The sequence below is a fragment of the Maribacter corallii genome, from assembly GCF_047345415.1.
Classification (GTDB): Bacteria; Bacteroidota; Bacteroidia; order Flavobacteriales; family Flavobacteriaceae; genus Maribacter_C.
The window spans coordinates 844,868-871,746 of the sequence record NZ_JBLFEP010000002.1; the positions used below are offsets into that span (position 1 = coordinate 844,868).

At 41.0% G+C, this 26,879-nt stretch carries 25 protein-coding genes and 1 tRNA gene; 22 read left to right on the forward strand and 4 right to left on the reverse strand.

Features of this window, described 5'->3' with window-relative positions; translation table 11 throughout:
- Positions 1-39: 39 nt before the first annotated feature.
- From ACKWCA_RS08990 to ACKWCA_RS09045, 12 genes are all read left to right on the forward strand, one after another.
- Positions 40-2,382, forward strand: coding sequence for a PSD1 and planctomycete cytochrome C domain-containing protein (locus ACKWCA_RS08990; protein ID WP_413977846.1), 2,343 nt, complete (start codon positions 40-42; stop codon positions 2,380-2,382).
- Between the two features lie 4 nt (positions 2,383-2,386).
- Complete coding sequence (locus ACKWCA_RS08995; RefSeq protein WP_413977847.1) at positions 2,387-3,850, forward strand: DUF1501 domain-containing protein; 1,464 nt, start codon at positions 2,387-2,389, stop codon at positions 3,848-3,850.
- Positions 3,825-5,282 (forward strand): c-type cytochrome domain-containing protein, encoded by a 1,458-nt coding sequence (locus ACKWCA_RS09000; RefSeq protein WP_413977848.1) that lies wholly within the window; start codon positions 3,825-3,827, stop codon positions 5,280-5,282. Before ACKWCA_RS08995 ends, ACKWCA_RS09000 begins: the two co-directional genes overlap by 26 nt.
- Before the next feature lie 31 nt (positions 5,283-5,313).
- Positions 5,314-6,090, forward strand: a complete 777-nt coding sequence (locus ACKWCA_RS09005; protein WP_413977849.1) for an SDR family NAD(P)-dependent oxidoreductase — start codon at positions 5,314-5,316, stop codon at positions 6,088-6,090.
- Positions 6,091-6,114: 24 nt separating this feature from the next.
- Positions 6,115-6,969 (forward strand): fumarylacetoacetate hydrolase family protein, encoded by an 855-nt coding sequence (locus ACKWCA_RS09010; RefSeq protein WP_413977850.1) that lies wholly within the window; start codon positions 6,115-6,117, stop codon positions 6,967-6,969.
- 95 nt (positions 6,970-7,064) lie between these two features.
- Positions 7,065-7,138: transfer RNA gene (locus ACKWCA_RS09015), tRNA-Arg, on the forward strand.
- A gap of 347 nt (positions 7,139-7,485) precedes the next feature.
- Positions 7,486-8,298 carry a LytR/AlgR family response regulator transcription factor gene (locus tag ACKWCA_RS09020; protein ID WP_413977851.1) on the forward strand — a complete coding sequence of 271 codons (813 nt, stop codon included), beginning with the start codon at positions 7,486-7,488 and terminating at the stop codon, positions 8,296-8,298.
- A gap of 130 nt (positions 8,299-8,428) precedes the next feature.
- Entirely contained in the window at positions 8,429-9,073 is a 645-nt protein-coding gene (locus tag ACKWCA_RS09025) for a hypothetical protein (RefSeq protein WP_413977852.1), read from the forward strand.
- 292 nt (positions 9,074-9,365) lie between these two features.
- A complete protein-coding gene (locus ACKWCA_RS09030; protein WP_413977853.1) occupies positions 9,366-9,857 on the forward strand; it encodes a hypothetical protein in 492 nt (163 codons plus the stop codon).
- An 890-nt stretch (positions 9,858-10,747) separates the two neighbouring features.
- Complete coding sequence (locus ACKWCA_RS09035; protein WP_413977854.1) at positions 10,748-11,140, forward strand: DUF2846 domain-containing protein; 393 nt, start codon at positions 10,748-10,750, stop codon at positions 11,138-11,140.
- Positions 11,141-11,193: 53 nt separating this feature from the next.
- Complete coding sequence (locus ACKWCA_RS09040) at positions 11,194-11,718, forward strand: RNA polymerase sigma factor (RefSeq protein WP_413977855.1); 525 nt, start codon at positions 11,194-11,196, stop codon at positions 11,716-11,718.
- Positions 11,718-12,506: a DUF2846 domain-containing protein gene (locus ACKWCA_RS09045; RefSeq protein WP_413977856.1), complete on the forward strand. Its 789-nt coding sequence runs from the start codon at positions 11,718-11,720 to the stop codon at positions 12,504-12,506. Before ACKWCA_RS09040 ends, ACKWCA_RS09045 begins: the two co-directional genes overlap by 1 nt.
- 105 nt (positions 12,507-12,611) lie before the next feature.
- Here ACKWCA_RS09045 and ACKWCA_RS09050 read toward each other — a convergent pair whose 3' ends face one another.
- Positions 12,612-13,916, reverse strand: a complete 1,305-nt coding sequence (locus tag ACKWCA_RS09050; RefSeq protein WP_413977857.1) for a hypothetical protein — start codon at positions 13,914-13,916, stop codon at positions 12,612-12,614.
- A 122-nt stretch (positions 13,917-14,038) separates the two neighbouring features.
- Here ACKWCA_RS09050 and ACKWCA_RS09055 point away from each other — a divergent pair, with 122 nt between their 5' ends.
- From ACKWCA_RS09055 to ACKWCA_RS09065, 3 genes are all read left to right on the forward strand, one after another.
- On the forward strand, positions 14,039-15,145 hold the full coding sequence (locus ACKWCA_RS09055; protein WP_413977858.1) for a hypothetical protein: 1,107 nt from the start codon (positions 14,039-14,041) through the stop codon (positions 15,143-15,145).
- Positions 15,146-15,295: 150 nt separating this feature from the next.
- Positions 15,296-15,655, forward strand: a complete 360-nt coding sequence (locus tag ACKWCA_RS09060) for a hypothetical protein (RefSeq protein ID WP_413977859.1) — start codon at positions 15,296-15,298, stop codon at positions 15,653-15,655.
- Between the two features lie 25 nt (positions 15,656-15,680).
- Positions 15,681-16,682, forward strand: coding sequence for an alpha/beta fold hydrolase (locus ACKWCA_RS09065; RefSeq protein WP_413977860.1), 1,002 nt, complete (start codon positions 15,681-15,683; stop codon positions 16,680-16,682).
- 240 nt (positions 16,683-16,922) lie between these two features.
- On the opposite strand, the gene ACKWCA_RS09070 is transcribed toward ACKWCA_RS09065, so the two are convergent.
- The 3 genes from ACKWCA_RS09070 to ACKWCA_RS09080 are packed head-to-tail and all read right to left on the reverse strand — an operon-like array spanning position 16,923 to position 21,054.
- The gene (locus ACKWCA_RS09070; RefSeq protein WP_413977861.1) at positions 16,923-18,320 is read right to left on the reverse strand and encodes a hypothetical protein; all 1,398 of its coding nucleotides are present in this window, start codon (positions 18,318-18,320) and stop codon (positions 16,923-16,925) included.
- Positions 18,301-20,673, reverse strand: coding sequence for a TonB-dependent receptor (locus tag ACKWCA_RS09075; RefSeq protein ID WP_413977862.1), 2,373 nt, complete (start codon positions 20,671-20,673; stop codon positions 18,301-18,303). The genes ACKWCA_RS09070 and ACKWCA_RS09075 overlap by 20 nt, the downstream gene beginning before the upstream one ends.
- A 24-nt stretch (positions 20,674-20,697) precedes the next feature.
- Positions 20,698-21,054 carry a DUF6686 family protein gene (locus tag ACKWCA_RS09080; protein ID WP_413978032.1) on the reverse strand — a complete coding sequence of 119 codons (357 nt, stop codon included), beginning with the start codon at positions 21,052-21,054 and terminating at the stop codon, positions 20,698-20,700.
- A gap of 96 nt (positions 21,055-21,150) precedes the next feature.
- Here ACKWCA_RS09080 and ACKWCA_RS09085 point away from each other — a divergent pair, with 96 nt between their 5' ends.
- The 7 genes from ACKWCA_RS09085 to ACKWCA_RS09115 all read left to right on the forward strand — a co-directional run bounded on the left by ACKWCA_RS09085 (position 21,151) and on the right by ACKWCA_RS09115 (position 26,878).
- Entirely contained in the window at positions 21,151-21,468 is a 318-nt protein-coding gene (locus ACKWCA_RS09085) for a hypothetical protein (protein WP_413977863.1), read from the forward strand.
- A 4-nt stretch (positions 21,469-21,472) separates the two neighbouring features.
- Positions 21,473-21,757 carry a hypothetical protein gene (locus ACKWCA_RS09090; RefSeq protein WP_413977864.1) on the forward strand — a complete coding sequence of 95 codons (285 nt, stop codon included), beginning with the start codon at positions 21,473-21,475 and terminating at the stop codon, positions 21,755-21,757.
- A gap of 3 nt (positions 21,758-21,760) precedes the next feature.
- On the forward strand, positions 21,761-23,347 hold the full coding sequence (locus tag ACKWCA_RS09095; RefSeq protein WP_413977865.1) for a PepSY-associated TM helix domain-containing protein: 1,587 nt from the start codon (positions 21,761-21,763) through the stop codon (positions 23,345-23,347).
- 55 nt (positions 23,348-23,402) lie between these two features.
- Positions 23,403-23,858, forward strand: a complete 456-nt coding sequence (locus tag ACKWCA_RS09100) for a Fur family transcriptional regulator (protein ID WP_413977866.1) — start codon at positions 23,403-23,405, stop codon at positions 23,856-23,858.
- A gap of 67 nt (positions 23,859-23,925) precedes the next feature.
- On the forward strand, positions 23,926-24,444 hold the full coding sequence (locus ACKWCA_RS09105; protein ID WP_413977867.1) for a DinB family protein: 519 nt from the start codon (positions 23,926-23,928) through the stop codon (positions 24,442-24,444).
- 341 nt (positions 24,445-24,785) lie between these two features.
- Positions 24,786-26,099, forward strand: coding sequence for a metal-dependent hydrolase family protein (locus ACKWCA_RS09110; protein WP_413977868.1), 1,314 nt, complete (start codon positions 24,786-24,788; stop codon positions 26,097-26,099).
- Complete coding sequence (locus ACKWCA_RS09115) at positions 26,096-26,878, forward strand: hypothetical protein (protein ID WP_413977869.1); 783 nt, start codon at positions 26,096-26,098, stop codon at positions 26,876-26,878. Before ACKWCA_RS09110 ends, ACKWCA_RS09115 begins: the two co-directional genes overlap by 4 nt.
- Position 26,879 lies beyond the last annotated feature (1 nt).

The window sequence follows — 26,879 nt, forward strand, 5'->3', positions numbered from 1 at the left end:
AATTTAGGAGATAAGCGAGTTCCCACACATATAGGATCAATGAAACAAACAATTTATATCGTAATCATACTTGCCGCCTTGATAGGCTTGCTTTACGCATCAACATCCGGTTTGTTTAACCGTAGCACGGATGCCTATACCAGTATGTCTCTGCCCGAGACCGTAGATTACAATTTTCATATTAAACCGATCCTGTCCGATAATTGCTATACCTGTCACGGACCGGATGCCAATAAACGAAAAGGAAACTTGCGTCTCGATATCGCAGAAACGGCTTTGGAGGAATTGAAGGAAAGTCCGGGTCAATATGCTTTCGTTGCGGGAAATCCCAAAAAGAGCAAGGCGTATACGCACATGATTACGGACGACCCGAATGAATTGATGCCCCCAATCGATTCTAAGCTAAGCTTGAACTCCTATGAAAAGCGATTGATCAAAAAGTGGATCGAGCAAGGAGCGAAATTTGAAAAGCACTGGGCCTATCTTTCCCCAAAGAAAAAGGAAGTCGCTAAAATCGAAGGATCGGACTGGGGTCAAAACCAAATCGATGGTTTTATACTTCGCAAACTAAGGGAAAACGCGATAGAACCTTCCGAAAAAGCATCCAAGGAAACCTTGATTCGCAGAATTAGCCTTGACCTTACCGGTCTTCCGCCTCAAATTGACCAGACGAAGGAGCTAATGGCCCTTCCTGCCGAAGAAATCATTCCAAAGGCCATAGATCGATTTCTTTCTACCCCGGCCTACGGCGAGCGTATGACGCAATCTTGGCTCGATGTAGCCCGATATGCCGACTCCCACGGATATCAAGATGATAGCTACCGAACCATGTGGCCCTGGCGCGATTGGGTCATACATGCATTCAATAAGAACTTGCCCTATGATGAGTTTTTGACTTGGCAATTGGCTGGAGATCTGCTACCCAACACCACCAAAGAGCAGCTTTTGGCAACGGCCTTTAATCGCAATCATCCCATTACCCAAGAGGGTGGGGTGATACAAGAAGAATATCGCATCAATTACGTGTTGGATCGCACCAATACTTTAGGGAAGGGAATATTAGGATTGACCTTGGAATGTGCACGTTGTCACGACCATAAGTACGATGCTATTTCCCAAAAAAACTATTTTGAACTGTTCGCATTTTTCAATCAAGTAGACGAGAAAGGGTTGCAAATGGATGCCGTTCAGGCCAAGAACGAAAAATTCTTTGCAGACCCACCTTATATTACCCTGACATCGGAGGAGACTGAAGGAGTACTCGATTTCGTGAATATGGATTCCGATCAGCGTATCAATGTTATGATCATGAACGACTCGGCGCCCAAAACAACCTTCATTTTGAACCGTGGAGAGTACGATCAGCCAACCGATTCGGTGTTCGCCGACGCTCCGGACATTATTTTTCCATTTGGTGATGAACTACCAAGAAATCGCTTAGGGCTCGCAAAATGGCTGTTCGATAAAAACAATCCGTTGACCGCCCGCGTTTTCGTGAACCGTATTTGGGCAATGCTCTTCGGCCGGGGATTGGTAGAAACTGTTGAGGATTTTGGCGTACAGGGAAGTTTACCCACGCATCCTGAACTTTTGGATTGGTTGGCAGTCGATTTCATGGAACACGATTGGGATATACAATACCTCCTGAAAAAAATCATGTTATCCGCTACCTACCAACAAAAATCGGAATTGCGGCCAGAACTCAAAAAAGCGGATCCCGAGAACAGACTTCTTGCACGAGCGCCGCGGTTTAGAATGAGCGGTGAGATGATCCGAGATTACATATTGGCATCGAGCGGCCTCTTGAATGCCGAGGTAGGCGGCCCTAGCGTGAGGCCATACCAGCCTAAGGGCCTATGGGCGGAAACCAACGCCGGGGAGAATAGGGGGGTACTCACAAAATATGTACAAGATAGTGGTGAAGACCTATATAGACGTTCGTTGTATACCTTATGGAAGCGTACCCTACCCCCGCCGACAATGACCATATTCGATGCGCCAACAAGGGATTTCTGTGAAGTTAGAAGACAAAAAACGAATACTCCTTTGCAGGCCTTGGCCCTTCAGAATGACGTTCAGGTTTTAGAAGCGGCCAGGGTCTTGGCCCAGCGGCTCGTAGCAGCGGAAAATGACAGTGCCGAGATAGTGCAAGAACTATTTCAACGTATTTTGGTGCGATCGCCAAAAAAAGAAGAGTTCATGACTTTGAACAATTACTATCATGATGCCGTTGCCCTATATCAAGACGATATGGAAGATGCCAAAAAACTGATTGCCGTCGGAGAATACGAACAGTTGAATGTCGACCCCGCAAAAACGGCAGCTTTGATGTTAACTGCACAGGTAATCTATAACCTTGACGAAACCATTACAAAAGAATAGGCACATGGACGAAGAAAAAAAGGCATCGGAAAATCCACTTAAAGTCAATCGTAGGCATTTCTTTTCACAACTTAGTGTAGGTATTGGTTCGTTGGCACTCGGATCATTATTGATTCCTGATCTGTTTAAGAAAGGTGCGCAACAATTGGCATTGGAACAACCCTTGGGCGTTGCGCATTTTGCGCCAAAAGCGAAGCGCATCATCTATTTGTTTCAGGCCGGAGCGCCCTCGCAATTGGAAACCTTTGATTACAAACCCATCCTACGAAAACGAATGGGGGAAGATTTGCCGGAGAGCATTCGCAAGGGGCAGCGGTTGACAAATATGACGGCCAATCAAGATAAGTTTCCGTTGATGCCCCCTAAAATAAGGTTTCAGCAACACGGGGAAAGTAGAACTTGGGTCAGCGATTTTTTCCCCCATATTGCAAAAATAGCCGATGAGATTACGGTAGTGCGAAGCATGCATACCGAGGCGATCAATCACGATCCCGCCATCACCTTTTTTCAAACAGGGAGCCAAATTTCGGGGAGACCCAGCATGGGTTCTTGGTTGAGTTATGGACTCGGCAGCGAAAACAAAAACCTTCCTTCTTTTGTGGTCTTGACCTCACGAGGTAAAGGAAACAGTCAAGGCCTCTACTCTAAATTATGGTCTAGTGGGTTTTTAGACTCCAAACATCAAGGCGTATTGTTGCGTTCGGGAAAAGACCCGGTACTCTATCTCAATGACCCCGAAGGAATTTCAAGAGCGGACAAACGTCATCTTTTGGATCACGTTTCATCCTTGAACAAATTACACCATGTCGAAACCGGTGATGATGAAATCGAATCGCGCATCGCCCAATATGAAATGGCATACCGTATGCAAATGTCGGTACCTGATGTGATGGATATTTCCAAGGAACCACAATCGATTATCGACCTTTACGGAGAAGACTGCCAGGTTCCGGGTACTTATGCCGCCAATGCCTTGCAGGCCCGAAGATTGGCCGAAAACGGGGTGCGTTTCATACAATTGTACCATCAAGGTTGGGACCAACATGGAAACCTACACAATGAAATGGCCGGTCAGGCCAAGGATGTCGACCAGGCCTCTGCCGCACTCGTGCTTGATTTAAAACAACGAGGAATGTTAGACGATACCTTAGTCGTCTGGGGAGGAGAGTTCGGAAGGGGAAACTACGCCCAAGGCAAGTTCGACCCTGAGAACTATGGTCGCGACCATCACCCCAAAGCTTTTAGCATTTGGATGGCTGGGGGTGGAATCAAACCCGGTCTCAATTATGGCAAGACCGATGAATTCGGATATAATGTCATCGAGAACCCGGTTCATATCAATGATTTTCATGCAACCTTGATGCATGCGATGGGTCTGGACCATGAACAACTCACCTATAAATACCAAGGCCGTCGTTTTCGCCTGACCGATGTAGCAGGTAATGTCATTAAAGACCTTTTGGCATAGTATGACCAACACCTCGCAATACAAATGGGTTGATTACGTCGTCTTTGGACTTTCGTTGTTTCTTGTGTTTTGCTTTATTTTCGAGTCCTTCATCGAGCTGCCGATATGGGTAGCGTGGATCGGGCGATGGCATCCTTTGATACTCCACTTTCCGATTGTGCTTTTACTGATCTGTGCATTTCTAGGGCTTACCGGACGAATGATTCCCAAAGTATTGCTCTCCTCTGCCGTTGTATTGACCCTGGTAACGACCATTTCAGGTTTTTTTCTCGGGAAGGAGATGGGGGAGAAGGGCGACCTCTTATTTTGGCATCAATGGTTAGGTGGCGCTTTAGGAATTTTGGCCGCACTTTGGTACGGTATGCAACGGACGAATTTGAACGGATCTATGGTATTCAAAGTACTTCAGGCAGTAGTGGTCGGCCTTGTTTTTGCTACGGGCCACTATGGGGGGATGGTAACGCACGGAGAGGATTTCCTAGCCCTTCCGGTGAAGAAAAGAGCGGAGAAGATTCCTGAGAATCCCTTTATTTATAAGGATGTCGTAGGTCGCATTCTAGATGACAAATGTGTCTCATGTCATAATCCGAATAAAAAGAAAGGAGAATTGCTGATGACCTCCCTACAAGGCTTGCTAGCAGGTGGTGAGGTGGGTAATACCCTAATTCCGGGGCATCCTGAGGAAAGTGAATTGATACGCAGAATACATTTACCGCTCGAGGATGAAGAGCACATGCCTCCGGAAGGGAAACGTGCCCTGGATACCGATGAAATCCAGATTCTTGAACGATGGATTGCCCTGGGAGCATCCGATACCTTGCGTTTAGAACACCTTCAACCTTCAGAGCCCCTAGCGGAATACATAGAACAACTGATACAACCAGACCCCATGGAGCGCTGGACAGCACTACCCGTGGTGGCCGATAGTACCTTGCTTGGATTGAGCTCCGATTATGTGACTATCCGTCGTATTGCCGGGGGAATCAATGCCTTAAGTATCAACGTGTACAAGTCTCCGATTTATGATACAAAACAATTGACAGATCTGGGCCCGATAGCCAAGAACATAATTCAAATGGATGTCAGTGGTTTGCCCCTCGCCCAAGAGGAGGTAAATCTGATTGCCTCCTGTTCTAATTTAGAATGGCTTGAGATCGACCAGACGCCGTTAACGGATGTTGAGGTGGATACCCTAAAGGTACTTTCAAGGCTGCGTACACTTAAAATTTACAGCACGGCAATTAGTGATGAGAGCATTCCCGTTTTTGAGCGAATGGGCGAACTTCAGAAATTGTACCTATGGCATACGGAGGTGTCGTCTGAAAAACTCCTCGATTTTCAAAAGAGAAACCCGAACCTTCAAATTGAAACAGGGATTGATCCTGAAGTGCAAGCTTCATTTCAAACATCCGATTCCATTCCAAAAAACTGAACTATATTTAGATACCAAATAAGAGAACCCAATGAAATTCGATTTAACAGGCAAGACAGCTATTGTCACCGGGGGTGGCAGTGGAATAGGAAAGGCGATAGCCAAGGCGCTGGCCGGCAATGGTGCCGTGGTCCATATTTTTGATCTAAAGGAAGAAGAGGCCCAGGAGGTAGTCACTGAGATAAAGGAGGTGGGAGACGATGCCCATGCCCATGCCTGCAATGTGGCTAATGAAGATCAGGTAATGGAAACGGTCAATTCGATTGGACAAAAAAGTGCGATCGATATTTTGGTGAACAATGCTGGAATAGCCCATATCGGAAATGTGGAAAACACCTCGGGAGCCGATATGGATAAGGTCTATCAGGTCAATGTGAAAGGGGTGTACCACTGTATCAAAGCAGTTATTCCCTATATGAAAGAAAAAGGAGGGTCGATTGTCAATATGGCTTCCATCGGAGCGACCGTCGGTATACGGGATCGATTTGCTTATTGTATGTCAAAAGGAGCTGTCTTGACCATGACCTATTCGGTCGCAAAAGATTATTTGGGAGATAACATTCGCTGCAATAGCATTTCACCCGGAAGGGTACATACCCCTTTTGTAGATGGCTACTTGAAGAACAACTTTCCCGGAGAGGAAGAAAAAATGTTTGAAAAGCTCTCTAAGACGCAGCCTATTGGGCGTATGGGTACCCCTGGGGAAATTGCCGATCTGGCCTTATATCTTTGTTCCGACGAGGCGTCTTTCGCGACGGGAACGGATTATCCAATTGATGGCGGCTTCATCAAACTAAATGGAAATTAACAGGCATAACGATAAACGAAGGATATGAAACTAATACGATTTGGAACAAAAGGAAATGAACGACCTGGGGTGCAATTGGCAGACGGTACACGATTGGATGTATCCGCTTTCGATCAGGATTATGATGAAGCTTTTTTTGGTGGTGATGGCCTTTCAAGGTTGACCACTTGGCTGGCTGCAAATGGGGAGAACTGCCCAAAGGTCTCTGCGGATACCCGTTTGGGCGCGCCGCTGTGCCGACCTTCAAAGATTGTCTGTATCGGACTGAACTATGCAAAACACGCCCAAGAGGCGGGAATGCAAATTCCGAAAGAGCCAGTGCTTTTTTTTAAGGCAACCTCGGCCATAGTAGGTCCGAATGACGATGTGATCATTCCCAAAGGAAGTGAAAAAACCGATTGGGAAGTAGAACTTGCTGTGGTGATTGGCAAAAAGGCATCCTATGTGTCGGAAGAGGAAGCTATGGGTCATGTTGCGGGGTACGTACTCCATAATGATTATAGTGAACGAGCTTGGCAAATTGAGCGCGAAGGACAGTGGTGTAAAGGAAAAGGCTGTGATACGTATGCACCCTTAGGTCCTTTTATCGCAACGGCCGACGAAATCGAGGATCCACATGATCTAAATCTTTGGCTAAACGTCAACGGGGAGCAGTTGCAAAACAGCAATACCTCCGATTTTGTATTCAATATTCCCGAATCGATCAGCTATATCAGTCAATTTATGACACTTTTACCCGGGGACGTTATTTCGACCGGAACACCATTCGGTGTCGGTTTGGGCTTCGATCCGCCACGGTATTTAAAGGCCGGGGACGTGGTTGAATTAGGGATTGACGGTTTGGGTAGTTCGCGTCAAGTAGCGAAGGCCTACCGATGAGATGTAAGGGTAAGCTATTTTTGAACGATTTTACACAGACAAAATCTATATTTTTAGTAACTTCGCCGCTCATTTGAAACAAAATGTTTTGAATTGGTCGCGTAGCTCAGCTGGATAGAGCATCTGCCTTCTAAGCAGACGGTCACAGGTTCGAATCCTGTCGCGATCACTTAAAGCAGAAAGACCATCCACCCTTCCGTGGATGGTTTTTATTTTATGGAAGGATGCAAGGCATCGAGCCTTGCACTCCTGGAGTAAATTAAAAATAAACGCGTGAGCGATGGTACTTTCTATTTTCAGGCGGGAGGGCGAAGGAAAACCGAAGTGAATCCTGTCGCGATCACAGTTAAATAAGGTCTCAGAAGACTTCAACCTCTGAGGCTTTTTTATTTGAAAGCACCTGAAAACGTTTCATGTTTTGACATGGACTGATGCAATGGAAGTCCATTTCCATTGAATTATTCTGCCGATTTGTACGAGTAGTTGTATTTTTAATAGCTAACGATTCCGGACAAAATGATCGCAAATCATAAATACTATCATTGGTACTATTCAATAAAGAATAACCACCTTCTGTTTAACCTAGGAACCGCGGCGTTTGTTTGGAGCTTTTTATTCATTGCCAAGCCTTTTGGAATAGGCGATACCAATCTGTCATTGGCCTTATGGTGTGGCTATCTTTTAGTATTTGCCCTGACATGGGTCTTCATAAGCTATTCAACGGATTTCTTCACTCGGATCTTTGCGGATACCAAGGCAGAAAAGAAAGAAAAAATTAGTCTGTTTGGTTTTGTTATCAAAAATTTTCTCTTGGTACATTCCATTTTGATCATACGACTTGCGTTTTGCAACTGGTCTTGTATTGATCTACTGGAATACTTGGAAATTTGGCTTGCTACCATTGTTCTTATTGGATTGAGTTATTTCATCTATACGTTTCATGCCAAATACTGCTACTTTAAAACTATGGTCGGCAAAAATTTTGACGAGGAATTGGTAGTACTAAACCCAACGGGGAAATATCCATTTAAACAGTATCCGGAGAAAATCGTTTATTTTAAGTCTGAAGACAATTACGTAAGGATAGTGTACTTGGACGAAAAGGAATGTTTAAAGTCAGCGTTAATACGATTAACCTTAGTGTCGGTTGAAGGCCAATTAGGGTCTTTTAGTCAATTTACTCGTATTCATCGATCTTATATTGTGAACTTAAATTTTTTAAAACACAACATCGTAAACGAGTTCGTGGAAGTGCTAACCGGTTCGGACTCTTTACAATTACCTGTTTCCAGAACGTATAAAAAAGCCTTGGTTGAGAAAATAGCCTAGGTCGTTCGCCACTAATAAGGCCCCACTTACCACAATTTGCTTTTCCCGATTCGTTCAGTGTTTTATATGATGTAGTATTGAAAAGTGGAATTTGATTTTCCTCACATTTTCAATAAAATACTGTGAAGACATGCGAACTTCAAACCGAAATTATACTATCGAATATAGTGGTGCGATTGCTGGGATCCTATCTATTGTGCTCTATATTGCTTCAGCGGCCTTTTCATTCTTGCCCGATGCAGTAAGCAGGCTATTTGCATTTGCATTCCCATTGCTATGGATCATCTCTTTTATGGGCCTTTATAGGTTTCTGTCTGAAGACTATTTGGGTGCCTCCTTGCAAACTGCTTTTTTGTTCGGAGTCATAGGTGGTGCTATAGCATGCACATTTTTAGTGATTCAACAAGGCAATTTGGTGTGGTATGAACAAGTAATGCAGGGTACTTTATCCGAAGAGGCAAAGCAGTTGAATAAAGCCATACTATTAGGGGTTGACAAAGTTCAGACGTATATGGATATCGTATTTGATATATTTATCAGCATCGCTTGGATTTTATTCGGTCTAAATATTGCCCGGAGTCCAAGCTTTAGTCCTATTCTCGGATATCTTGGAAGCCTAATTGCTTTAGGGCTGCTGGTATTTAATCTGTATACGTTTCCGTTTCCGCCGGCAGATTCCGGTCTATTGGATCTTGGCCCTTTCTTAGGCTTATGGGCATTGGTATTTTACGTGTTATTTTTTCTCAAAGTAAAAGCGAAGCGGCAGCATCAATAATTAGCTGTATTAATGACGTTTCTAAAATAACTAAACCTATCCTTCAACTTTAGACCAAGTTCAGTTCACTATTAATTGAAGCGTTACACAAGGGATAGAACGGTTTAATGAAAAGACTTCATTAAGCTCTACCAAACATGGCGCCGAACGAGATTTTGAATCAAATATGGAAAATCTAGCTTTTCCAAATCAGAAAATAAACTAAATTGTACAAAACTTACCATAGCTAATTCCATTTCAGGGGTACTTACAAATTGCGGGTATGCGAATGTTAATAGTAACTATTCTTTTGATGATGCAATCAGAAATCAATATGTATATAGGAAAAAATATTGATTCAATTGATGGAACTGTATTGGTAAATGAAGTGGATATTCCCAATAGCAAAACATATCAATGGGATGCCAAGAAAGAATTTCTTGGCATCCCATTGGATTTTGTAGTTATACGAACGGACAGTTCTAATATTATTACAAATATCATATTTAGTTTTGAAGAAGGATTTGATCAGAATCTTTATCAGTTGATGGTCGCAAAATATGGTGATCCAACTACAATGTTTAAAATGGAAATTATAGAAGCTGGCAAACCCATAGAGCACGAGCATTTTTTAAGTACCAGAAAAAGAGGAATAGCCAAGCCCTGTAGTTTTGGAGAAAACCCTCTGTACATAGGTTGGGACAAAACCAGCTACAAAATTGAAGTGGAAATTGGGGTCGACAGTAATCGGACTCGAACTCGAATCGTTTTTGGTAGTCAAAACTATATTTTAAAACAGTTGTGACATTTTATCTATATAATATTTACCCGAAGGGTCAAAACACTTTAACGGAACCGTATTTGCTGGGGTTGACAAAGTTCAGATTTATATGGATATCGTCTTTGATATATTTATCAGCATCGCTTGGATTTTATTCGGTCTAAATATTGCGCGGAGTCCGAGCTTTAGTCGTATTCTTGGATATCTTGGAAGCCTAATTGCTTTAGGGCTGCTGGTATTTAATCTGTATACGTTTCCGTTTCCACCGTCAGATTCCGGTCTATTGGATCTTGGCCCTTTCTTAGGCTTATGGGCATTGGTATTTTACGTGTTATTTTTTTTCAAAGTAAAAGCGAAGCGGCAGCATCAATAATTAGCTGCTTTAAAGACCTTTCTAAAATAACTAAACCTATCCTTCAACTTTAGACCAAGTTCAGTTCACTATTAATTGAAGCGTTACACGAAACTGATTTGGAAAGTTTAAGACAAGATTTAGGTCGAGGACTTTGATTTACCTGCAAAAAGACAGGCTTTGGTAAACTCAGAGGCTTGTGGCATGAAGCTTCATTTCGTTCGCTTTTGTTTTATACGATAAATTTATGGTAAGCAAACCTGTCCCGTAATAGGTTTATTAACGAAACTTCTAAAAAAGGCCAAGAAAGGTACGCTCTTAGCTATGGTCCGCTGATCTGGAAAAAGGGGGCCGTAAAACGGCGGTTTTATAAGACAGCACTTTTCTTCGAAAAGTTAACAACTAATTTTCCTCTTTGGTATTTGTAATAGCCTTGACAAATTCATTTTTCTTCAATCATGTCAAATATTTTTGGTGTGCGAGGCAGCGTATTTATATGGAAATGCATTATAGTATATAGTGAGATGAAAATTAGTCAAAATAGAAATCAAAAAAATTAAAGATGAAAAAGAAAGCACAATGCTTAGTATTGTTTTTAGCCCTATTTCTTATTCCCCTATTTGGAATTAGCAATGGCCCTATCAACCCTCCTAAGAATGAAAGTGCGGTTGTTCATGTGTATCGACCGTCTAAATTCGCTGGCTTTGGTTGGGTATTCAATCTTCGAGCCAACGGTGAAAAAGTAGCAAGGGTGAAAAATGGGAAACACTTAACCCTAAATTTTGATCCAGGAATGACCAAATTCAGTATTAAAAACCGTACAGTTGAGCTGAATCTAGAAGCAGGTAAAAGCTATTACTTAAGAACTTACCTTATACGGGATGGTTTCGTCGGAAATGTTGAGCTGATAGAGGTTACTGAATCTTTCGCAAAAACCGAACTGAAACTAGAATAGGTAGTATTCGACAGTGTTTATTCCTTTAATAATTGATCATAATCTGAGTTCTTTTGATTAGCGAAAAGATTGTATTAGCATGTAGGAGCGGTAATAGAAGTGCACAAAAAACACTCTATAAAACCCTTGCGCAAAAAATGTTCATGCATTGTTATCGCTATGTTAAGCAGAAAGAGGATGCCGAAGAGATCCTATCCGAAGGTTTCATTAAAGTCTTTGCAAACCTCTCAACAGTTGAATACCGTGACGCAAAAAACTTTGAAGGGTGGGTAAAACGAATTATGGTTAATGAAAGCTTAATGTTTTTACGAAAACAAAAAGTCCAGTTTTCCGATCAAGAGCGTACTTCTCAAATTGAAATTGTTCAGTCTTGGGATGATGATTTGATAGTAGAAGACATTTATAGATTGATTCGATCTTTACCAATTGGTTATAGAACAGTTTTTAATTTGAGTGTTATAGAAGGATATTCTCATAAGGAGATTGCCCAGAAATTGAGTATCACGGAAAGTACTTCAAGATCTCAATTGAGTAAGGCTAGAAAAAAGTTGCAGGAATTTATGGCAAAAAGGAAATGATGGAAGAGGAATTTGACCATTTGCTAAAAAGTAAACTAGACACATTGAATGTGGTACCGGAAGTCATATTCGATGAGGAAGCTCTATGGAAAAGAATCGAGCCTAAAATCAAAAGAGGTTCGGGTAACAATTGGCATCTAAGTATAGGCTTATTGATATTGGTTGCAATAGGTTTGTTCTACTACTTTGATAATGCTAAACTCAATCAAACAGGGGAACCGATTGAGCGTATTGCCATCCCCGTACCAGTCGATACCACGGAAAGTAATATGGAACCGATTGACTCTACGACTATTGAAAAAATGGAATCCCCTATACCCAAGCAAAAAACGATTAAAAAAGATTTACCAGTACTTCGGAGTAAATTTAAGGATACCATGAAAGTGGCAGCGAAGCTAAAACCCATAATTGTTGAATCAAAACCTCGATCAAGAACTAAATTAGGCTCATTAAATGAAAATCGAAATACGTATTTCAAGTACGTGGAAGAAGCGGTTGCCTATGTGCATATATACAGACCTAAAAAATTTATTGGATTTGGTTGGGTCTTTAATCTAAAGGGAAATGGAAAAACCATTACAAAGGTAAAGAATGGAGGATACGAAGTGTTAAAATTGAAACCTGGTAAGACTCAATTCAGTATTAAGCAAAAAACGGTAGACATTAACTTGGAAGCAGGAAAAACGTATTATTTGCGAGCATCGATAATCAATGGCATTCCCATTGGGAAACCTCATTTGGAAGAGGTTTCCAAAGCTTATGTAAAAGAAGAGTTCTTAAAAGATTAGCGCTCTTCGTATATAATAAAGCGACCATTTTTCAACTAGTCTTATAAAACCAACATATTATGGGACTCTACCTATTTTGTAAAACCACTTCTTCTATCGGCAGTTTTATGGAAACTGATTATCAAGAGATTCAAGGTCATCAAAAAACTTGATTTCTCTTTGCTCATTTTTAAGTTCAACATCGTCTACCATACCCATTCCATTAAAGAAATAGCTGATTTCCATAATATCACCAATTGAAGCTTGATACGAAGTAGAAAACACTTCTGTTCCATTCAATATTAATTGAACATTCTTATTTGAAGTATGGATTTCCAATTCATTCCATTGGTATATATTGGTTGTGAGTTGGGTTAGGTCCTGTATTTTCCCGTTATGTAAAGTATCTCCAATCCGAATGTAAACCTCACTTCCACAGCCTTTATTTCCGATCATAATCCAATAATAACCCTTTGTGCCCTGAAGGTGGAAGTTTGCCATGGGGCAATCCACACTTTCGAGGGGTTCCATAGCAAATGAAGTTTTATATGATAGGTTGTCACCATCAACCCCAAAATCTTTGACATAGTAGTAGGCTAGTTGGAATTCTTTATTGACATCAATACCTTTAGTGCCGAGTGTTTTAGTAGCGATACCTAAATAGTCTTTTCTTAACCAAAGATTTTTGTCGAATGTCACAATATTGGACATTGGCTGTCTTGCCGCCATGAACCAATCTTCATAAATTACGTGAACGGGCATTTCCTTGACAATTTTATCATCAGCAAAGAGCTTTGCAGTAAAATACCCAGGAATATAGTAGATATCAGTACGTTCTTTCGCACCTTTAAAGATCTGTACCCTTCTTGAAGCATCCCAACTCTGTTGTAAAAAAAAACTATCCGCTTTGATTGCATCAATGTTATAGGAGAAGACTACCGTATTCGGCAATTTGTTCTCGATGGTCTTTCTGTGGCTAAAGGCCACATTCGCTATTTCATACTTGACGTTCCGTATTTTTCGAAGTTCCTTCGTGCCTGCTATAAGGATAAGAATGATTGGTATGACGACGACCAAACCCATTGCTAGTTTTCTCAATCTCTTTTTAGGTTCTTTAAGAGTGCGCTTCGATTTACCACCCTTTATCTTAACTCGATTTGATATGGAAGCGGATTTAAGGGTCTGCCAGTTTTTGTCAAATGCCGTTTTGGACAGGGCATCTAAAGTCGATATGTGAGGTAGGCGCTGATAGTTGTTGGACCAGATTCTTTTTAAAGTAGATACACTTAACCGACAACCGGTTTTCTCCTCAATGAAAAAGGAAAGAAAGTCAAAGTCTTTTTGAGACCATTCCTTGGAGTTATTGAGATTGGCCTGCTCAGCGATCTTTCGTTTAATATCTTCTAAAAGTGTCCAATCGGATTGTATCATTTTATTGGTTTTCAGTGTATTGCTTTAATGAGTCAAAAATGAATGAAAAATGGTTTGAAAATGATCTTGTCCTAAATCAAAGTATCGATAGCTTAGGTTGGATATTTAAAAAGACAATCAAAATGAAGATCCGTTACACTAATTTTCTATGTATTGCTGCGTTGTCAATTACGTTTGCAAATGCCCAGCAATCAATTTTTAAAACCGGGGAATACACGATATATTCTGAAGATAACGAAAAAATGGCAGTTCAAGATACGGTATTCAAAGGAAAGCCGGCCTTAAGGCTAGATGGTATGAGCCGTTCCATTGCTCTATTGGATAATATAAACACAAAAAATTTTCGGGTGGAAATGGATATTGCCGGACAGGTAATGTCGGGATTGGGATTTCATGCCAAGGACGGAATGAACTATCAATTCATCTATTTTAGACCCGGTATGGGCGGTACAAGAGAGGCCATCCAGTACATTCCCATATATAATGGAGCGCTGAGCTGGGTCTTCTATAATTATCCGGAATATGAGACAACGACGGATATACAGTCTTTAGAGTGGTTTCATGCCGCTTTTGAAGTGAGGGGCACAAACTTGAAAGTTTTCGTCAATAATGAGCGTGAGCCAAAAATGGACATTTCCATTTTGGATAACCCTGACACTGGCGGGAAGCTTTTACTGCGAAGTTTGTTCGGACCATCATACTTCGCAAACATTACCTACCGACCTTTGACGGCCACTGGTGTAGAAGAAAAGCCTTTGCCCAAAACGGATTTTTTAACAACATGGGAAATATCAAAACAGTTTCCTCGAGATACTACAGCGTATTACTTTGATGATATTCTAAACCAGGCTCGTGTCTTAGATGATTGGAAAGCTATCCACACGGCCGAAGATGCCTATGTGAATTTTTCTAGATATGTTGAACATCCTAACGGTGTTGTTGTTGCCAAGACTACTGTAGATGCCCAAAGCGCATCTAACAAAAACCTTCATTTTGATTTTGTAGGGCGAATCAAAGTAGTCTTGAATGGTAACAACCTCTTTGAGAACAGAAAAATAAAATTTGAACGGGTTTTTGACGGTACCTATTCCATTGGGTTGCCCTTGAAAAAAGGAAACAATGAACTGGTGATCATCGCAGAAGGGGATGCCGCTTTCTTTGGAAAAGGTTTTAGATATCTAGGGAGGAACCAACATACCAACTGGGGCTTTATTGCTAAAATTGAGTAAATAGAAATTAGAAAAATATTCTTGACATGGTTTCCTTTGAAAAACTGCGCCAAATGTTTCACAAGAACAAAATAAGGTGCGGAATGTTCTCTCGTCTCGAAAAATCAAAACTAGTACTCAATTAATGTACAAAAATTTCTCCTCGGTTTTATGCTGTTGGGTTTGCAGACCATCAATGCTGACAGCGGGTCCGTTGCCTTGGCGTATCCATTGACGGATATTACTAATGATGGGCAGTTTTTGGATTGGTCCGAAAATGCGATTCGCTATCCTTTGTCACGGTACAACGGTAATTTTTACAGTGAAGGACCTTTGGATCTGAGCGGTAATTTTCGTATGGGCTACAACAAGGCCAAGCAAGCACTTTATGGGGCCATCGAAGTGACTGATGACCTTTCCCGTATATACGAGAATTTGGATGTGGGATTTGTAATTTTTACCAATTCAAATACCGGCAACTTTCTTGCAGACGATCTGGCCTTGTTCTTGGTAGAAGGCAAAAAAGAATGATTCTTCAAATAAAATTAGATAACCTATGAAAAACTTCATCTTAAACTATGCATTTGTGGCGGTATTTATACTTCTAACATCCTGTTCAGGGAAACCCGAAAAACAAGGGCAAAAGACCATTTTTGAAAACCAAGATAAAACCCATGCCATGAAGAGCTGGTTTTTGTCTACGGGTAATTGGGAAACCGACCCGCAGATATATGTAAGGGAATTTGGTACGGGCAATGATACCATTGTGATGCTTCACGGAGGATGGGGTGCCGAACATAGCGGTATGATAGATATGGTATCAGGACTAGAAAAAGAATATAAATTCTTCGTTCACGAACAACGTGGGTCTTTGCGTTCGCCTTTTCCCGATTCCCTGATAACTTATAGCCGTCACATAGCGGATGTTGAACTTCTAAGAAAAGAATTGGGTGTCCGAAAACTCACATTACTGGGGCACTCCATGGGTGCCGTATTGGCAAGTGCTTATGCCGAAAGATATCCAAAACATGTAGAAAAACTTATATTGGTAAGTCCCGCTTTTTTGAAAAATCCTTTTCCTGATAAGGATATGGAACTGCTACGAAGTTCACAAAAGGCCTACGAGGATTTTAGTGAACGCCCGGAAGTGGCAAGAGAATTGCAGCGCCTAAATTTGTTGCGAAATAGTCCAAAACTATCCTCAAAAGAGGAAACGATAAAAAACCGTATTGGTTTTGCGAATATGATGTTATTCGATATTGGCAAATGGCATAAACTCAATAACGGGAAAGCATTGTACAAGGGCAATGTGTATGGACTGACCGAAAACACCTACCCGAAAGAAGGTTGGAATTTTATTGAAGAATTTAAGGAACAATCCTATCCTATTGCCGTTGTCGTAGGCGACCACGATCGATTTGATATGGGCAATCACATAATCCATAAATGGATTACCGAAGTTCCTAGGGCCAACTTTACAAGTATAAACGATGCAGGTCATCTACTCTGGATCGATCAACCTGAAAATCTTTTAAAAACACTTAAAAAAAGCCTATAGTCATCGAACATGCTCGTCTGTCTATTTATAGAATGATTGTTTTTTGGAGCTTCATTAAAAAGTCTCAGAAAACCACCAGTTTTTAAGACGCTCTAGATTTTCTAAACAGGATTTATTGAATGGCCGTTTTAAAGGAAAAGGAAAAGGAAAAGGAAAAGGACCAGGACAAACAAAAAGCCGTAATCTTGACCAAAAGATTACGGCCTTTCAAATCAAACTAACTCAACTTAAACCTAAAAACTATTCTTGTAGTTTCACTAACTGTGTTGCAATTCCTCCAGCGGAAACGTTGAAAATATTAAAACTGGTATTGGTCGTGGGATCATGCTCATAATAACCGTTGATACCTTCTTCTTGATTGAACGTCTGAAAATACATTTTACCATCGTATTGATAACCGAAAGGATATCCGAACCCTGCGGTAAATGGAATGTCCTCAATAACAGTTGCGGTCTGGGCGTTCAAGTCCAGTTTTGCCCAGCGAGAGTTCGCACCATTGATAACCAAGTTCCGCAGTTCGTTGAATTCCGCTTCCGTAGCCGTTCCGGCTCCTACTAACTGCAAAAGTTCTAAAACCCTAGGGTCATCAGCTTTGGCAGAAATCGCTGCGTATGCAATGCCATTGGCCCCATAGGTCGTTCCGGTCACGAATTGAGCTACTACGAAGTTCAGTCCTAAGAAATCAACTGGGTTGAAACTATAATCAGAGTCAAACTCAGTACTGCCTGCAGGAATCTTCAATATCTGGGGCCTTGAGCTTGGAGCGGCTGTTGGACCTGCCTGGCCATCTAAACTGTATTGTCCTTGACAAGTGACGTAGATATTACCCTGTTCATCTACCACACTGTTTTCCATTCCACGAGTAATGGGATAAGTGGCATCAGTATATGTCGCCGTCGACTCCCATGTCATGCTATCCATATTGATTACTTCAACATAAATTCCAATTGTATCATAAAATGGACCCGTCGAAGGGATATCGGTAATCAAAGGAAGAAATACCTTGTTATCCTGTTCGCGATAAATAATTTGAAAATAAGAATTCCGTTGGTCTTCGCCTTCCGTAAAACTAACGGCCTGTGACAGGTCGATTTCTTGAATGAATTCCATGGTAGTCGGATTGAACACAAAGAGCTTTTGGGTGTCGAAAACTGTGTAAACAGCCATGTCATCATTTAATATTTTGATATTGGAAACCTGAGCAGTCGTAGGGATGGTGCCCGCCGCAACTACCTGACTGGTTTCGTTGTCCACGGCATAACGGTTCAGTTCAAAGTTCTGGTTGTCCAACGGACCGCCATAAGCAAAGTTCTTATATACCACTTCCGGATAATAACCGGAAAAGGAATTGTACTGGGTCAAGTCTAAATTACCAACAGGTTTGGTATCCAAGTATCCGGCAAAAGTGGCGTTCCCGCCTGTGGACGAAGCGAACGAAGAAACGATAAATCCTTCCGTTTTATAGGGTTGTGTTTCGGGCTCCTCTTCTCCGTTCCCCTGACCTGCCCCTTGGGTAACCGTAACTTCCTTAACGACTTCATCAGCTTCACATGACGCCAATAAAAGTGTAAAAGCTAAAATTCCCATTCTTGTTATGGTATTCAATCGTTTCATTTTCTCAAAAATTTGATAATTCATAAATTAATTTAAAGTTGAAGTTGCGCCCCGGTCTGGGAATACTAAAATTGTCGAACAGATTTTCGTTCGTCATGTTGACTATGTTAAAAGCTGTAGTTATCTTTTTATCCAGAAATTGGAGAGAAATACCGGCATCGAATCGGTTTTGCTCCTGAATAAAGGATTCTGGAGAGGTTTCAGCAGTATCTTGGGAACCAACAAACGTAAAGTTGAAAGCATCTACATGATTGTATAGGCCATAGACCCTTACATCGATTTTTGAATCGAAAATATTATTTTTCGTCCAAGCCAATTCCGTGTTAAAGAAAAAGCTAGGAGTATTAGGAAAAGGACTGCCCACCAAGAATTCATTTTGGACTCCGGAATCAACAAAGGAGGCAAAGGTCTTATCGATATAACTAAGGTTGCTAGTCCAATTAAAATCTTTTAGAAAAGTTAATTTCACTTCTCCTTCCACACCTTTGGAATCCACATCTTCGGCATTAATATAGCGTAAAGGCGTTCGGTTGATATCCAAGAAAATAATGTTACGCTGATTTCTTAGGAAAGCATTCGCGGTAACACGTAGAGCATATTTGTCATTGAACCCCTTTGAAAACTGAAAGCCAAGATTATAATTGTCACTTTCCTCGGCATCGATATCCCCATTGGCCACAATCCCAGTGGCGTTACCTGCGAATTGAAATATTTCGGGAATCAGAAAACCACGCTCATAGGAACCTCTAATGGCAAACTCGGGAATTATTTGGTATTTAAGCCCCGTATTCCACCCTAGGAACCCATCGTTCTTTTCCAATAATTGCTGGCTGTTGAACTCTATAGCGGAAAGCTGGTAGGTATAGTATTTTAAGGCAGCCGAGAATTGGATTTTTTTATCTACAAAATCCCCTTCGTATTGAAGTCCGGCAATATCCTTGGTGATTTTTTGTTCCGGTACTACCGAAAATTGTGTCGGGTCGTTGATATCAAAATCGATAACATCCCTATTTTGATGCGCAATGATATTACTCAATAATAACCGCTGATTTTCATTGAAATCATAGTTAAGTGAAAGGCGATTCACATAGCTTTTGGTCATTGTCTCAATATTCGCAGGAGAACCTTCCGCAAATTCTCCCGGTCTATTTCTAAAGATTATATCGCCAAGCCAGTTATATGCATTTGCAGTCGTATCAATAAAGGTTACGGTTTCGTCACTATAATTGGATATCGTTTTTAATTTCAGTTTCTCTTTTAGTAGCGTCTTGTCATATTTTAATACCGTCGAAAAATTCTCTCGATCCCCTGTTGCTTCTCCAACGGCCAGATTGGTAATCTGCAATCCATTTTGAATCTCTCTGAACGAATTCAGATAATTAAAGGAAATCTGAGCATCGTCTGTCCAATTTTTGTCCGAAGTTCCCAAGGTGGCGCTTGAATACTGTAAACGATAGGCATCGTGGAACCTACGAATATTTTGGTCCTCTATTTCAATAGGAGGCGCACCTACTAGAGCAAAGGGGTTGTTGACCAACAAATCGGCTTTGAACGTATAATCGTTATCGGAATAATTAACACCGCCACTAACGTTTATAAAATTGTTTTTATCATCGACCAAAGTCAGGTTTAGATCACCCAAATGTGTATTAAAAGAACCTATGCTATAGGAAACCCTGAGGTTATTGGACTTTCTATTTCCTGTAATGACGTTTATTCCACCACCAAGCGCATCGGTTCCAATATCTACGGGCAGTACGCCTTTGTATACGTCCACACGTTTGATATTGGATAAGGGAAGGTTGGCCAAGTCCAATCCCGGGTATAAAAACTCTAAGGGAATACCATCGATATAGACCCGAACAGCTGAACCGTTGAGACCGTTTATAGAAATATCTGATTCATCACCTAGGGAACCGGAACGACGGATGCGCACGCCCGATATTTTGTCGATTTGGTCTGTAATGATATTGGTCTGCGATATCACATCGGCCAATTCAAAACTTCCGATGGTGATTGCTTTTTCAGTTTGACGCGTAGACGCTTTTTTACCTGAAACGGTTACATCGTCCAGGTTTTCGACGCTATCTGCAAGTATGAAATCTAGGTTAAGATTACCGTTTACGATTATATTCTGGGTGATGGTCTCAAATCCTATGGAACTAATAGTCATGGTATAATCGCCGCTTCTGACACTTTTGATTTCGTAACCACCGTTTTCTTCGGAAATGGCGTATTTATTGTTTCTGTCCAGGGTAATACTGGCGTAAGGAACGGGACTACCCGCAGAATCAGTAATACGACCTGAAATACTGAAGTCTGATTGCGCAAGTGAAAAAAAAGGGATAAACGCAAAGAGTATAAAAAGATGTTTCATTTAGTAAATTCTGGTTGGCTTGGTTTAATTCAATCCTATTTGATATTCTATCTGTACGGTAGGGTTATTCAGGATGAAAAGTCTGTCTTGTCCCGAAAACAAAAATTGTAGTTCTAAAAGTTCTTCTTTGTTCAAGAGAATCGTCAAACAGCTCTTACCCATACGTATCGGTATCTTTCGCCTATGAATTGAATTTTCATATTTTTTTTCGATGCTGTCCCCATCTAAACTCGATAGGTATTTCAAGAAGGCGTCGTACTCCTCTAGGTAAAAATCAAAGCACAGGTTTTTAAAGATTACCTGCGCCATTTCACAATTTTTGAACCAATAAATGGCGCCGTTTGTGGTAGTATTCAAGACTTGGATATTAGGACACATCATTATTATTTGGAACAAATCTAAATAACTATTTTTAATTAATCTAAATAATAATAATATTTTTATATATTTGAATTCTGAATCAACCAATTTTAACAAATGGCAATAACCACAGTACTTTTGGGAAGTTTTTTATTGTACGGAACGTCCAAGTATTTTCCTGAAAAATTTTTGAAAATCAGGTATTTAGTGGCTAAAAACAGAAAAATGGCCAAGCTTTTAGGCTGTTCGTTACTGCTTCTTTCCGTTATGCTATTCTCATTGAAAAATGGTTTTGCCACAGGGTTTATCATGTTTGCGATAACCTTGTTTTTGGCACTTAGCTCACTTGTTATCAGCCTTTCTGTTCATAAAAAACTCATCTATTTATTCATTGTCATTGTAGTGGGTGATCTGTTAACCCTAATACTTTTTTGATTGTATGCCGGCAAATGCAAAATACTTATCGAGTAAAGGTCAACGTTGGCTGAAAATATCTGCGGGTATACTTGGGGGGTATTTGGCCTCCATGGCAATTCATATTGCTATTGGGGCTGTTTTGGAACATAAATCAGCACTTGTCTTAACTACAGCATACAGCACTTTCTTTCTGTGGATAGCCTTTATGGTCTTTGCCTTCCTTTCAAAGAACGGATGGAAGGTATGGGGCTGGATGCTTTTGATTATCGCAATATGTTCAACTATCATCGTTCTTTTTAAACAATAGGTAATGAAATTGAAACCACTTGGAAAACGTGCGCATAATATCATGTTCCATACACATACTGTAGCCGGCATTGTTATCAGCTTTGCGTTGTTCATCATGTTTTACGCGGGAGCCATAGCCCTGTTCAAGGATGAGATTTACAAATGGGAGAACCCCAATGCCCGTTTTGAGGCTCCGGCCTGGGTCGATTACATCAAAGTACACGAAGCTATTGGCAATGCATACCCGAATTTTAAGGAAGAGGGCCAGCTTACTTATGTGTTCCCTGAAAGTAATATACCCTTTGTTCAGGTATATGGAGATTTGAAGGAGACCGATAGTACGACCTCAAGATTTCAGGCTTTAGTAAATCCCGAAAATCTTAGAGTTGTCAAATCAGAAGAACCATTGACCACCGTTGGCGATACCTTGTACCATCTACATTTCTTTGACCAAATCCCCGGTTTGGGTATTTGGTTATCCGGTTTGGTGTCGTTGTTCTTTCTTTTCGCTATTGTAACGGGTGTCTTGATACACTGGAAAAATATGGTCAATAAATTTTATGCCTTTACCACCAAAGGAAAATGGAAACAGATTTGGACGAACGCTCATACTGTTCTTGGGGTAATAGGTCTTCCGTTTCAAGTGATTTATGCAGTTACGGGCGCCCTTTTTGGATTACTTACGCTCTTACTTGCACCTAGTGCGGTAGTTCTGTTTGATGGCGATAGTGCACCCATCTTTGAAAGTATACGTCCCGAAAGGGCTATAACAATGAATCCGGAAGCACCCTTATCAGAGAATAAATCGGTGAACGAGCTACTTTCCGATGTCGAGGCCAAATACAGTGATTTCGAGGTCAAAAATGTGGTCATGCAAAATTTTGGGCGGGAAGATGCGACCGCCACGTTCTACGTTGATGACGGAGAAGGTATCGTAGGTGACGGACTTTTCGTCTATCGCATGAAAACAGGGAAAATCGAGGCCCAGATAGCTCCTAACAAAAAGACCTATAGCCAAACGGTTTATAACCTTTTGATTAAACTGCATTATGCCACTTTCGGCGGTATCTTGATGAAAATTGTATACTTCATTCTAGCAATGATCACCTGCTTTATCATTGTGAGCGGGATTCTTATCTGGCAAAAAGCCCGAGACAATTCGAAATATACGGAGAAACAGAAACGCTTCCATCACAGGACGACCAAAGCCTATCTTGCGATTTGTTTGAGCCTTTTTCCCGCTACGGCGCTTATCTTTTTGGCCAATAAATTGGTGCCCATGGAAACCGCTGAACGGGCATTTCAAGTAAATAGCATCTTCTTTTTAGGATGGTTGGTTCTTATTGTTGTTGGATTGTTCTGGAACGATTTGAGAAAATTGAATCGGAACTATTTGGCCGTGGGAGGGCTCCTTTCCCTATTCATTCCAATAATGAACGGCATGGTTACAGGAGATTGGGTTTGGGTTGCTCTAACCCAAGGGCAATGGCAGGTCGCTTCAATTGATATCGTTTGGTTCTTTACGGGGATTACGGCAGTGATTATGGTTCCTATCCTATCAAAGGAAAGAAAACGTAAGAATATAGAAGTTCCAGCAATATCATCTTAAACAAGAGTATGACCAAAAATGTCCCTATCAAACTAATAATTTAAAAATATGTTTCATGGCCTGTATCAGTAGTTTCAAAATTATCAAGGGAATATTCACCTCCTTTTTGGAAGAGAACGGACACCGAAAAACATCGGAACGTTACGCAATTTTAGAGGAAATTTATAATGCAGATGAGCATCTGGATATAGATGCGCTATACATTCTTATGAAGGATAAGAAGTATAGGGTAAGTCGCGCTACCTTGTATAATACGATGGATATTCTATTGGAATCCAAGTTGGTGCGCAAGCATAAATTTGGAGATAAGGTTGCTCATTACGAAAAGTCTTTTTTTGATGGTAAGCATGACCATATCATCTTAACGGACACGGGTGAGATATTGGAATTTTCCGATCCGAGGATTCAAGAAATAAAGCAGACTATTGAAGAGACTTTTGGGGTTGATATCGATGAACACTCCCTTTACTTTTACGCTACTCGGAATAACAACTCGATATCTAATCAGTAAATTTTATGGAATGCGCTTCAAATCTAAAATGGTTTCAATCGGATGCTATGTGATTCAAAACTTAAAAATGAAGAAGACTTTGTTATTTATTGGTTTGGTTATTTTGATTTTGAACTGTTCAGAAAGAGAGAATAGTTCTGAGTTGAAACCTTTGCTGATTGAACAATTGAAATACTCACACACTGATGAAAATTGGTTCGTTCCAACTAAAATCGCAGTAGCAGGACTTACTGCCGAGCAATCGAATTGGAAAGACAGCACGGAAAACCACTCCATCGGAGAACTCGTTTCGCATCTGACATTTTGGAATGAAATGTTTCTTAAGGATATAAATGGAGAGGATTTTTCTGATTTCGATATGGATAATGAAATAACTTTTAAAATATACTCGGAAAAGGAATGGAAAAACGCAATTACTAAATTGGACAGCGTTCAGACGGAATTTGAACGCATATTTGAAAATGCAAACGACAAACAAATATCCAATCGGGCTTCAGACGTTTTGACTATGACCGCACATAATGCGTATCATACGGGACAAATAATCTATATTAGAAAACGTAATGGTTGGTGGAATAGAAAATAAAAAAGATGTGGCCAACCTTTTAAAAGGCTTGAATTTTGAGTCCCGTAAAGCGAACCTTTCTTAAAACACCTACCCATTTTCCTATTTAGTCCCTTTTTGTCGCTGTTGTATCGGTCTGGCCGAAGCGTCAAATCATCCAAAAGTTTCCGAATGATGGTAGCGTACGTTTGCGTTTATGAAACTGTTTTGGAGGTGTTCCCTTACTATCTGATGACCAGTTATACACGCTGAGCAGCCATGTATATAATTTGCTATGTGAATAAAAACTAATTTATTACATTTAATGTAAATCGCTTATTACCAATACTTCCCCCAAGAATGTAACGTATAACTATTCTATTATGGGGTACTACAGCATCTTTTCGAATTTATTTTTTATCCTGGTATTCGTTACCGGAATGGTTTCTCAACAAGACAAATCCCTTAAAACAGTTGACACCCAAGTGATTCATGCAGGTGCCCTGATCGCTGTTGAAAAAGGCCAGGTTATCAATGACGTTGTTATCGTCATTGAAGGGAAGAAAATCGTAAAAATTGAAAAGGGCAGTGCAAAGACGAAATACAACCCTATCGTCGACTTATCCGAGTACACGGTACTTCCCGGTTTGATCGACTGTCATTCGCACCTGACAAGCCCGTATTTCGACACCTCCATTGATGCTTATGAGATGGCCATCGCATCCTATGGTGTTTTAGGAACAGTATACGCTAAAAAAACGCTTGAAGCTGGTTTTACAAGCGTACGTGACGTCGGAGGTGTATTTTATAGTGATGTTGCCCTTCGTGATGCCATCCATAACGATTGGATTCCCGGCCCGCGCATGTATGTAAGCGGCAAGGCCTTAACGATGACAGGGGGACATGGTGCATGGGGCAATTGGTTGGCACCGCATATGAAGCTAGAGCCCAACCCCGGATTTCCGGCAGATGGTGAAGATGAAGTCAGAAAACAGACCAGGACCCTCATCAAAAATGGAGTTGACTTGATCAAAATTAATGCTACGGGTGGCTTTGGCACATCCAAATCAATTCCCGGGGCGGCATCCTTTACTATCGAAGAAATGAAGGCCGCGGTTCAAGAAGCAAATAAAAATGGCTTGAAAGTAGCTGCACATGCCCATGGCGCTGATGGTATTAAAAATGCTATAAAAGCCGGCGTGAATTCCATAGAACACGGCACTTTTTTAGATGACGAATCCGTACAATCAATGAAAAACCAGAAGGTATTCCTGGTGATGGATTTATTGGCCGCCCACTATGAGCTTATTGAAAAAAACGACGATTTCAGTGACAAAAAAACAAACCTGAACAATCAAGAGATGTTTCAAAAGCTTTCGGGCAACTTCAACAAGGCATATACCCAAGGCGTGAAAATGGCCTTTGGAACCGACTCGGGCATCTACCCACATGGAAGAAATGCGGAACAGTTCAATTTGATGGTCAAAGCAGGAATGAGTGAAATGGATGCCCTAAAATCTGCAACGATAATTGCAGCGGAGCTTATCGGAATTGAAGACAAGACCGGAAGTATCGAAGAAGGAAAATGGGCCGACCTCATAGCCGTTAAGGGAAATCCACTGGAGGATATCTCGCTCTTGGAAGAAGTCGAATTCGTAATGAAAGAGGGGAAGATTTATAAATCACCTATACAATGAAAATACACCTTTCAGCTGTAGTATTGATAATGGTATGCAAAACCAGTATTTGGATGGCATCCGCGCAAAATTCGATTACCCCAGATGCTATTGAAATCACGACCCAACTTACGTTTATCAAAGTCGAAGAAGCCGATACATCAAAGTTTGAGACTGCGCTGTCTCGTTTGGCCACATTGGCCCAAGAAAGCGAACTGCCAGAAGATTTTGATTGGTTGGTGTATGAATCCGATGAAAAAGAGTATTTGATTATAAGCTTTAGTAACGGCTTGGACGATGTGCTCAAGTTGGACGATTACCAAACTGCATTTCAGAAGCGCGACGAAAAAGTCGCCTTTGATGCTATTTTGAATTCCCTGAAAACTTGCCACTTCATAGTGACCAAAAACTTCTTGCAAGAAATGCTTTTGCCTTGGAGTACCGTAAAAGAAATAGCAACCTCAAAACATCCTTTGACAACTATGGTCGAGTATAAGGTATATCCGAACAATCGTGATAAATTCGATGACTACACCCGACAACTGGTAAAACTTTTAAAAGAAACGGAGTACCCCTATCCTCTTGAGGGTAATCGGGGTGCCTTTGGGGCATATAGCAGTCTATTTCATATTTGGTTTTATGATTCGGGCATGAATGAAGGCATTTATGAAAATATCGAAAAATGGATGACTAAAAAGGGAAAGTCCAACGAATATGAAAGCATTGGAAAATCCATTGCGAAAGTGGTCATTTCCCAAAAAGAGTACCATCTGGTATACCATCCGAAAATGAGTTATTGAA

Excerpts from the sequence above, each read along its gene's own strand:
- ACKWCA_RS08990 (WP_413977846.1), top strand. The coding sequence starts at position 40 with ATGAAACAAACAATTTATATCGTAATCATACTTGCCGCCTTGATAGGC.
- ACKWCA_RS08995 (WP_413977847.1), top strand. The coding sequence starts at position 2,387 with ATGGACGAAGAAAAAAAGGCATCGGAAAATCCACTTAAAGTCAATCGT.
- ACKWCA_RS09000 (WP_413977848.1), top strand. The coding sequence starts at position 3,825 with ATGTCATTAAAGACCTTTTGGCATAGTATGACCAACACCTCGCAATAC.
- ACKWCA_RS09005 (WP_413977849.1), top strand. The coding sequence starts at position 5,314 with ATGAAATTCGATTTAACAGGCAAGACAGCTATTGTCACCGGGGGTGGC.
- ACKWCA_RS09010 (WP_413977850.1), top strand. The coding sequence starts at position 6,115 with ATGAAACTAATACGATTTGGAACAAAAGGAAATGAACGACCTGGGGTG.
- ACKWCA_RS09020 (WP_413977851.1), top strand. The coding sequence starts at position 7,486 with ATGATCGCAAATCATAAATACTATCATTGGTACTATTCAATAAAGAAT.
- ACKWCA_RS09025 (WP_413977852.1), top strand. The coding sequence starts at position 8,429 with ATGCGAACTTCAAACCGAAATTATACTATCGAATATAGTGGTGCGATT.
- ACKWCA_RS09030 (WP_413977853.1), top strand. The coding sequence starts at position 9,366 with ATGATGCAATCAGAAATCAATATGTATATAGGAAAAAATATTGATTCA.
- ACKWCA_RS09035 (WP_413977854.1), top strand. The coding sequence starts at position 10,748 with ATGAAAAAGAAAGCACAATGCTTAGTATTGTTTTTAGCCCTATTTCTT.
- ACKWCA_RS09045 (WP_413977856.1), top strand. The coding sequence starts at position 11,718 with ATGGAAGAGGAATTTGACCATTTGCTAAAAAGTAAACTAGACACATTG.
- ACKWCA_RS09050 (WP_413977857.1), bottom strand. The coding sequence starts at position 13,916 with ATGATACAATCCGATTGGACACTTTTAGAAGATATTAAACGAAAGATC.
- ACKWCA_RS09055 (WP_413977858.1), top strand. The coding sequence starts at position 14,039 with ATGAAGATCCGTTACACTAATTTTCTATGTATTGCTGCGTTGTCAATT.
- ACKWCA_RS09060 (WP_413977859.1), top strand. The coding sequence starts at position 15,296 with ATGCTGTTGGGTTTGCAGACCATCAATGCTGACAGCGGGTCCGTTGCC.
- ACKWCA_RS09065 (WP_413977860.1), top strand. The coding sequence starts at position 15,681 with ATGAAAAACTTCATCTTAAACTATGCATTTGTGGCGGTATTTATACTT.
- ACKWCA_RS09070 (WP_413977861.1), bottom strand. The coding sequence starts at position 18,320 with ATGAATTATCAAATTTTTGAGAAAATGAAACGATTGAATACCATAACA.
- ACKWCA_RS09075 (WP_413977862.1), bottom strand. The coding sequence starts at position 20,673 with ATGAAACATCTTTTTATACTCTTTGCGTTTATCCCTTTTTTTTCACTT.
- ACKWCA_RS09080 (WP_413978032.1), bottom strand. The coding sequence starts at position 21,054 with ATGATGTGTCCTAATATCCAAGTCTTGAATACTACCACAAACGGCGCC.
- ACKWCA_RS09085 (WP_413977863.1), top strand. The coding sequence starts at position 21,151 with ATGGCAATAACCACAGTACTTTTGGGAAGTTTTTTATTGTACGGAACG.
- ACKWCA_RS09090 (WP_413977864.1), top strand. The coding sequence starts at position 21,473 with ATGCCGGCAAATGCAAAATACTTATCGAGTAAAGGTCAACGTTGGCTG.
- ACKWCA_RS09095 (WP_413977865.1), top strand. The coding sequence starts at position 21,761 with ATGAAATTGAAACCACTTGGAAAACGTGCGCATAATATCATGTTCCAT.
- ACKWCA_RS09100 (WP_413977866.1), top strand. The coding sequence starts at position 23,403 with ATGGCCTGTATCAGTAGTTTCAAAATTATCAAGGGAATATTCACCTCC.
- ACKWCA_RS09105 (WP_413977867.1), top strand. The coding sequence starts at position 23,926 with ATGAAGAAGACTTTGTTATTTATTGGTTTGGTTATTTTGATTTTGAAC.
- ACKWCA_RS09110 (WP_413977868.1), top strand. The coding sequence starts at position 24,786 with ATGGGGTACTACAGCATCTTTTCGAATTTATTTTTTATCCTGGTATTC.
- ACKWCA_RS09115 (WP_413977869.1), top strand. The coding sequence starts at position 26,096 with ATGAAAATACACCTTTCAGCTGTAGTATTGATAATGGTATGCAAAACC.